This window comes from Streptococcus panodentis (genome assembly GCF_017884005.1).
Classification (GTDB): Bacteria; Bacillota; Bacilli; order Lactobacillales; family Streptococcaceae; genus Streptococcus; species Streptococcus panodentis.
This window is the reverse complement of the sequence record NZ_QFAY01000031.1, coordinates 22,576-29,514: the sequence shown is the minus strand read 5'-3', so window position 1 is coordinate 29,514 and position 6,939 is coordinate 22,576. Positions and strand designations below refer to the sequence as shown.

The following is a 6,939-nucleotide window of genomic DNA, read 5'->3' as shown; positions in this document are numbered from 1 at the left end:
AGCCTCGCGGGCTGGGAGTGAAAAGGTTTGGGGAACCTTTTCAGCCTGAGCTTAGAAACAAAAGAGTGAAGGGAACTCAATTGTTTAAAAATTTAGTTCTTATACGGTATCTTCCAAAAGATCCATCCCTCTACGGGTGAGGACTCAGCCATCATGGGAGTCTGTCCCACCGCCCTTCTTTTCTCTCAGCACAATCAGAAAATAAGGATACTCAATCAACATCATCAGCAAACTAGCCAGCAGCAGACAGGGTGGCAGCTGCCAGTCTGCATTTCGAGCCGCTTGCTTGTGCTGCCGATTACCTAAGGCGTGCTGGCTCAAGGTGGAGTTTTTAAACAAGCCTAATGTAGATTCGAAAGACTGGACTGTTAGAGCTGACGAAGTTTAAAGAGATGTTCGAAGAGTATCATTGACTATGAATCACCCCCACCTTGCGATAGCCTGATTTTTTTCATATAATAGTAGATGAAAAAATGTTATCGTTTTCGCAAGCATTGTTTGCCTTGTTCTGCTGGCAAAATGAGGACTATTAAAAATAAGGAGAATGCAATGTCAAACTTATCAGTAAATGCTATCCGTTTCTTGGGAATTGATGCCATTGAAAAATCCAAATCCGGTCACCCTGGTGTCGTCATGGGGGCCGCTCCTATGGCTTATGACCTTTTCACCAAGCAGCTGCGGATCAATCCGGCGGTGCCTGACTGGATCAACCGCGACCGCTTTGTTCTGTCAGCCGGTCATGGGTCCATGCTGCTCTATGCCCTGCTCCACCTGTCTGGCTTTGAAGATCTGACCATTGAGGAGATCAAGAATTTCCGTCAATGGGGTTCTAAAACGCCGGGCCATCCTGAATTTGGGCACACGGCAGGAGTAGATGCAACGACCGGTCCGCTCGGACAAGGGATTGCAACCGCGACCGGTTTGGCTCAGGCGGAGCGTTTTCTGGCAGCTAAGTACAACCGTGAAGGCTATCCGATTTTTGACCACTATACCTATGTCATCTGCGGAGACGGCGATTTGATGGAAGGCGTTTCTGCTGAGGCGGCTTCTTACGCTGGCCTGCAAAAGCTGGACAAGCTGATTGTCCTTTATGATTCAAATGACATCAACCTGGATGGGGAGACCAAGGATTCCTTTACCGAAGATGTCCGTGCCCGCTATGATGCCTACGGCTGGCACACTGCCTTGGTCAAAGACGGCACTGATCTTGAAGCCATTAACGCTGCTATTGAAGCTGCCAAGCTTTCCGGCAAACCATCCCTGATTGAAATTAAAACTGTCATCGGCTATGGCGCTCCTAACAAACAGGGGAGCAACGCTGTTCACGGGGCACCGCTCGGGCCGGAAGAAACAGCCGCAACCCGTCAGGCTCTGGGCTGGGACTATGCGCCTTTTGAGATTCCTGAGGAAGTCTACGAGGACTATCGGGTTAATGTAGCGGAGCGCGGAGCTGCGGCTTATGATGCTTGGGTGAGGTTGGTCGAGGACTACAAGCAGGCCTATCCAGAGGCAGCAGCAGAAGTAGCGGCCATCATTGCCGGTCAGGATCCGGTTGAGATTAAGCCGGAAGACTTCCCTGTCTTAGAAAATGGCTTCTCTCAGGCTACCCGTAACTCCAGTCAGGATGCCCTCAATGCTGCAGCCAAGGTCCTGCCGACCTTCCTGGGCGGATCAGCTGACTTGGCCCATTCCAATATGACCTATATCAAGGAAGACGGCCTGCAGGATGATGCTCACCGTCTCAACCGCAATATCCAGTTTGGCGTGCGGGAATTTGCCATGGGAACTATCCTGAACGGGATGGCCCTGTACGGCGGCCTGCGGGTCTACGGCGGTACTTTCTTTGTCTTTTCCGACTATGTCAAAGCAGCTGTCCGTCTGTCTGCTCTGCAGGGACTGCCGGTCACTTATGTCTTCACCCATGATTCGATTGCGGTTGGAGAAGACGGCCCAACTCATGAGCCGATTGAGCATTTGGCCGGTCTCCGGGCAATTCCTAATCTCACTGTTTTCCGGCCTGCGGATGCCCGGGAAACCCAGGCAGCTTGGTATCTGGCTCTCAAGAGCCAGTCGACTCCGACAGCCCTGGTCCTGACCCGTCAGAATCTGACAGTAGAAGAAGGGACCGACTTTGATAAGGTAGCCAAGGGGGCCTATGTGGTTTACGAGACCGGTGCTGACTTTGACACCATTCTTCTGGCTACTGGCTCAGAGGTCAATCTGGCGGTAGCTGCTGCCAAAGCTCTGGAAGCTGAAGGAGCGAAAATCCGTGTTGTCAGCCTGCCGTCAACCGAGCTCTTTGATGCTCAGGATGCAGCTTACAAAGAAGCCATCCTGCCAAACGCAGTCCGCCGCCGCGTCGCAATCGAGATGGCAGCCAGCCAGCCTTGGTACAAGTATGTCGGTCTGGACGGAGCGGTTATCGGTATCGATCGGTTCGGCGCTTCTGCACCGGCAGCCAAGGTTCTGGAAGAATACGGCTTTACCGTTGATCATGTGGTAGAAGTCGTCAAGAACCTCAAATAAGAAAAGGAATCAGGAGGCAGCCGCCCCCTGATTTTTTTGAGCTGAAAATGATATAATAGAAGCAGAAATTCCAAGGAGGTTCCCCATGACCAATGAAGACATGATTTACCAGCTGTTGGATGAGCTGGGGATTGCCTATGACTGTTTGGAGCATGAGCCCATTTTTTCTGTCATTGAAGCAGCTGAAAAGGGCATCGTTCTGCCGGGCCAGCAGGTGAAAAATCTCTTTTTGAAAAACAAAAAAGGCCGGCAGTTCTACTTGGTCATTTTGCGGGACGAAAAGACTGCGGATATCAGGCGGCTGGCAGAAGTGCTGGGCGAAAAGCGGCTTTCTTTTGCCAACAGCAGCGATTTGGAACGGCTGCTGCAGGTTCAGCCCGGCGCCGTAACGCCTTTTGGCCTGCTCTTTGATCGGGAACACAGGGTTCAGCTCATTGTGGATGAGGATGTGGATGCCAGCCAGACTGTCGGCTTTCACCCCTTTGTCAACCACCGGACCCTCAATATCGCCTATACTGATTTTCTGCGTTTTTTGGAAAAGGCAGAGCATCCAGCCAGACGTATTCGCTGCTAGCCGGGTTCATTTTCTGTTTCCTTTATTTTAAATGCCCTTCCTTTTCTCAAATGACGGCGGACTGCCGGAGCCAGCGAAGGCTGCTCGTGCTGGCCGAAGAGCATTAGTCCGCATGGTCTGCCCATTCTGTCTGCTCTGGTGTGAACGCTCATCGTTTGATATCAGACCTGAGAATGACTTTGTCTAAAATCACAAAATCGCCTTGTAAAAGTACCTGAAATCTGCTATAGTAGTTCATATATGAAATATAAAGGAGTAGAGCATGAATCTTCAATTAATTTTAATGTTTGTTGCCATGATTGGACTGATGTTCTTCATGCAGCGTTCGCAGAAGAAACAGGCTGAAAAGCGGATGGAAAGCCTAAATAAACTGCAAAAAGGCTATGAGGTCATCACGATTGGCGGTCTCTACGGGACTGTTGATGAAGTGGATACGGATAAGAAAATCGTCGTACTGGATGTAGACGGAGTTTACCTGACCTTTGAGCTGACAGCTATTAAGACGGTTTTGCCGCTTTCTGAAGGAATTCCGGCAGCCGCAGGAGTTGACGGCGAAGTAAATGTGGATGCACCAGAGCAGGAATCTGCGATTGAAGAAGAGTAATAGCATGGAGAGAGGACAGCAGCTGCAGGCTGTTCTTTTTTTGTCGGCTGGAAAGTTGACGCTTTGTCGCTTTTTTTGCACTTCTGCCTGCAGAACATAGAGTCAAATGCCCACATTCCAAGGATTTATGTTATAATGAAATGATAAAACTTCAAATAGGATAAAAAGTATGTTTAGTTTTAAGAAAAAAGAAAAGCTGAACGCACCGCTGAATGTTCCCAAGCATATTGCCATTATTATGGATGGGAACGGTCGTTGGGCAAAGAAAAGAATGCAGCCGCGAGTGTTTGGGCATAAGGCTGGGATGGAGACCCTGCAGAATGTCACAATTGCAGCCAAGGAGATGGGGGTGCAGGTCCTGACGGTTTATGCCTTTTCAACGGAAAACTGGTCGCGGCCGGAAAAGGAGGTTTCCTTTATCATGAACCTCCCGGTGGAATTCTATGACCGCTATGTTCCGGAACTGCACAAGAATAAGGTCAAGATTCAGATGATAGGGGACACCGAAAAGCTGCCCAAAGCGACCTTTGAAGCTTTGGAAAAGGCTGAAAGCCTGACCCGTCTGAATACCGGCCTCATTCTTAACTTTGCTTTGAACTACGGCGGCCGCGATGAGATTAATCAGGCTGTGAAGCTGATTGCTCAGGATATTTTGGATGCCAAGTTCAGTCCCAGTGACATCACAGAAGATATGATTGGCAATTATCTCTATACCAGCAGCCTGCCGCGTCTGCTGCGGGACCCTGATCTGGTCATTCGGACCAGCGGAGAGCTGCGCCTCAGCAATTTCCTGCCTTGGCAGACAGCTTACAGCGAGCTTTACTTCACGGATGTTCTCTGGCCGGATTTTGATGAGAAGGCCTTGAAAGAAGCTGTGGCGGAATACAGCCGCCGCAACAGACGTTTTGGCGGTGTATAAGGGAGAAAGTATGAGTAAGGATTTACAAAAACGTGTTATTTTTGGCTTCATTGCCTTGGCTATCTTTATACCTCTGGTATTGATGGGCGGAGTGGCTTTTCAGATTCTGGTCGGTCTGTTGGCGATGCTGGCAGTCCATGAACTGCTGCGGATGAAGAGACTGCCTTCGACTTCGATTGAGGGAGTGCTGGCCATGCTGGCAGCCTTTGTCCTGACCCTGCCTTTGGAAAACTACCTGAAAGTTCTGCCGGTGGACGGCAATGTGGTGGCCTATGGCCTGGTTGTCTTTCTGCTGCTGGGCTGTACCGTTCTCAGTACAAGCTACAGTTTTGAGGATGCAGCCTATCCTATCGCATCCAGCTTCTATGTCGGTCTGGGCTTCAATGCCTTGATCGATGCCCGCCTCATGAATGTGGACAAGGTCCTGCTGGCCCTCTTTATCGTCTGGGCAACAGACAGCGGTGCTTATTTGGTCGGTACGCGCTACGGCAGGAGAAAACTCCTGCCCCATGTCTCCCCGAACAAAACCATCGAAGGCAGTCTGGGCGGAATTCTTGCGGCCGTGCTGGTAGCCGCAATCTTTATGTTCGTCCGGCCGCAGGTGGCGACGCCTTATAATTTCTTTGTTATGCTGGTGCTGACAGTGGTCTTCAGTATTGCCGGTCAGTTTGGTGACTTGGTTGAGAGTGCTCTCAAGCGCCATTTCGGCGTCAAAGATTCTGGGAAGTTTATTCCGGGCCACGGCGGTGTTTTGGACCGCTTTGACAGTCTGATTTTTGTCTTCCCGCTCATGCATTTTTTTGGCTTGTTCTAAGGCAGCAGTGCATGGTTGAAAGCCAAATTGACAAGTTTTCTAATCGGAAGGAATCTGATAATAGACCAGAATGAAATGCTTCATTTTTTAGATGAGTTCCTGTTCTATTACCAAAAGTATCAGCTGAGGGGTGGAAGCTGGGTTCATCATGTGGCCGCTTTCTGCTCCTTCTTTGATTGTAAAGAAAAACAAGATTTCTAGGAAAGGTATAAATAGAAGTCCATGCAATTTGTTACATTTATTATTATTTTTGGCGTCATTGTAGTGGTCCATGAGTTTGGGCACTTCTACTTTGCTAAAAAATCAGGTATTTTGGTCCGGGAATTTGCCATTGGTATGGGACCAAAAATCTTCTCCCATATCGGAAAAGACGGGACGGCCTATACGATTCGCATCCTGCCTTTGGGTGGCTATGTCCGCATGGCCGGCTGGGGAGAAGATTCGACTGATATTAAGATTGGCACTCCGGCCAGCCTGACTCTGGATGAGGAAGGCAAGGTGGTGCGCATCAATCTGTCCGGCAAAAAGGTAGACCAGACAGCCCTGCCCATGAGTGTGACAGCTTTTGACTTTGAAGAGAAGCTGGAAATCACCGGGCTGGTCCTGGAAGAATTGGCGACTTATCCGGTGGACCACGATGCAACCATCGTAGAGGAGGATGGGACGGAAGTTCGGATTGCACCTCTGGATGTGCAGTATCAGAATGCTTCGATTTGGGGCCGTCTCATCACCAACTTTGCCGGCCCTATGAACAATTTTATCCTCAGCGTCTTTGTTTTTATGCTTTTGGCTTTTGTCCAAGGCGGTGTGCAGGATGTCAACAGCAACCACTTTCGGGTAATGGACGGCGGAGCGGTTGCAGCAGCGGGGATTAAGAGCGATGATCAGATTGTCAAGGTCAACGGCTATGAGATTGCAAACTGGAGCGATCTGACGGAGGCGATTGCAAAATCAACTGCCGATGCCAAGGAAGCACCGCAGCTGCAGGTGACCTACAAGAGCGGCGGCAAGACTCAGGAAGCGACCGTAGAGCCCAAGAAGGAGGGCGACCGCTATCTAATCGGCGTTTCGCCGGCTATGAAAACCGGTTTCTGGGATAAGGTCTTGGGGGCCTTTACTGCCACCTGGACGACAACTGTCCGGATCCTGACTGCTTTAAAAGACATCATTTTTAATTTTAATATCAATAATCTGGGCGGCCCCGTGGCCATTTATAATTTCAGCAGTCAGGCAGCCCAGCAGGGCCTGCCGGCGGTGCTCAATCTTCTGGCTATGCTGTCGCTCAATATTGGTATTTTCAACCTGATTCCCATTCCGGCTTTGGACGGCGGGAAAATCGTCCTCAACATTCTGGAGGTCATTCGCAGGAAGCCTCTGAAACGGGAAACGGAAACCTATGTCACTCTGGCCGGAGTTGCTGTCATGGTCCTGCTCATGATTGTGGTGACTTGGAACGATATTATGAAATTATTCTTCTAAGAGCTATCTTGGAAAGAGAAAAA

The 6,939-nt window shown here is 49.8% G+C and carries 6 protein-coding genes; all 6 read left to right on the top strand.

The window, feature by feature from the left end; translation table 11 throughout:
* Positions 1 to 549: 549 nt before the first annotated feature.
* The 6 genes from tkt (at position 550) to rseP (ending at position 6,916) form a co-directional block, all read left to right on the top strand.
* Positions 550 to 2,526: a transketolase gene (tkt, locus tag DHL47_RS11750; protein ID WP_209552017.1), complete on the top strand. Its 1,977-nt coding sequence runs from the start codon at positions 550 to 552 to the stop codon at positions 2,524 to 2,526.
* A gap of 85 nt (positions 2,527 to 2,611) precedes the next feature.
* Entirely contained in the window at positions 2,612 to 3,100 is a 489-nt protein-coding gene (locus DHL47_RS11745) for a prolyl-tRNA synthetase associated domain-containing protein (RefSeq protein ID WP_128836660.1), read from the top strand.
* A gap of 262 nt (positions 3,101 to 3,362) precedes the next feature.
* Positions 3,363 to 3,704, top strand: a complete 342-nt coding sequence (gene yajC / locus DHL47_RS11740) for a preprotein translocase subunit YajC (protein WP_128836658.1) — start codon at positions 3,363 to 3,365, stop codon at positions 3,702 to 3,704.
* Positions 3,705 to 3,873: 169 nt separating this feature from the next.
* Positions 3,874 to 4,623, top strand: coding sequence for an isoprenyl transferase (locus tag DHL47_RS11735; RefSeq protein WP_128836655.1), 750 nt, complete (start codon positions 3,874 to 3,876; stop codon positions 4,621 to 4,623).
* 10 nt (positions 4,624 to 4,633) lie between these two features.
* On the top strand, positions 4,634 to 5,437 hold the full coding sequence (locus DHL47_RS11730; protein ID WP_128836652.1) for a phosphatidate cytidylyltransferase: 804 nt from the start codon (positions 4,634 to 4,636) through the stop codon (positions 5,435 to 5,437).
* A 222-nt stretch (positions 5,438 to 5,659) separates the two neighbouring features.
* Positions 5,660 to 6,916: an RIP metalloprotease RseP gene (gene rseP / locus DHL47_RS11725; RefSeq protein ID WP_209552016.1), complete on the top strand. Its 1,257-nt coding sequence runs from the start codon at positions 5,660 to 5,662 to the stop codon at positions 6,914 to 6,916.
* Positions 6,917 to 6,939: the final 23 nt, after the last annotated feature.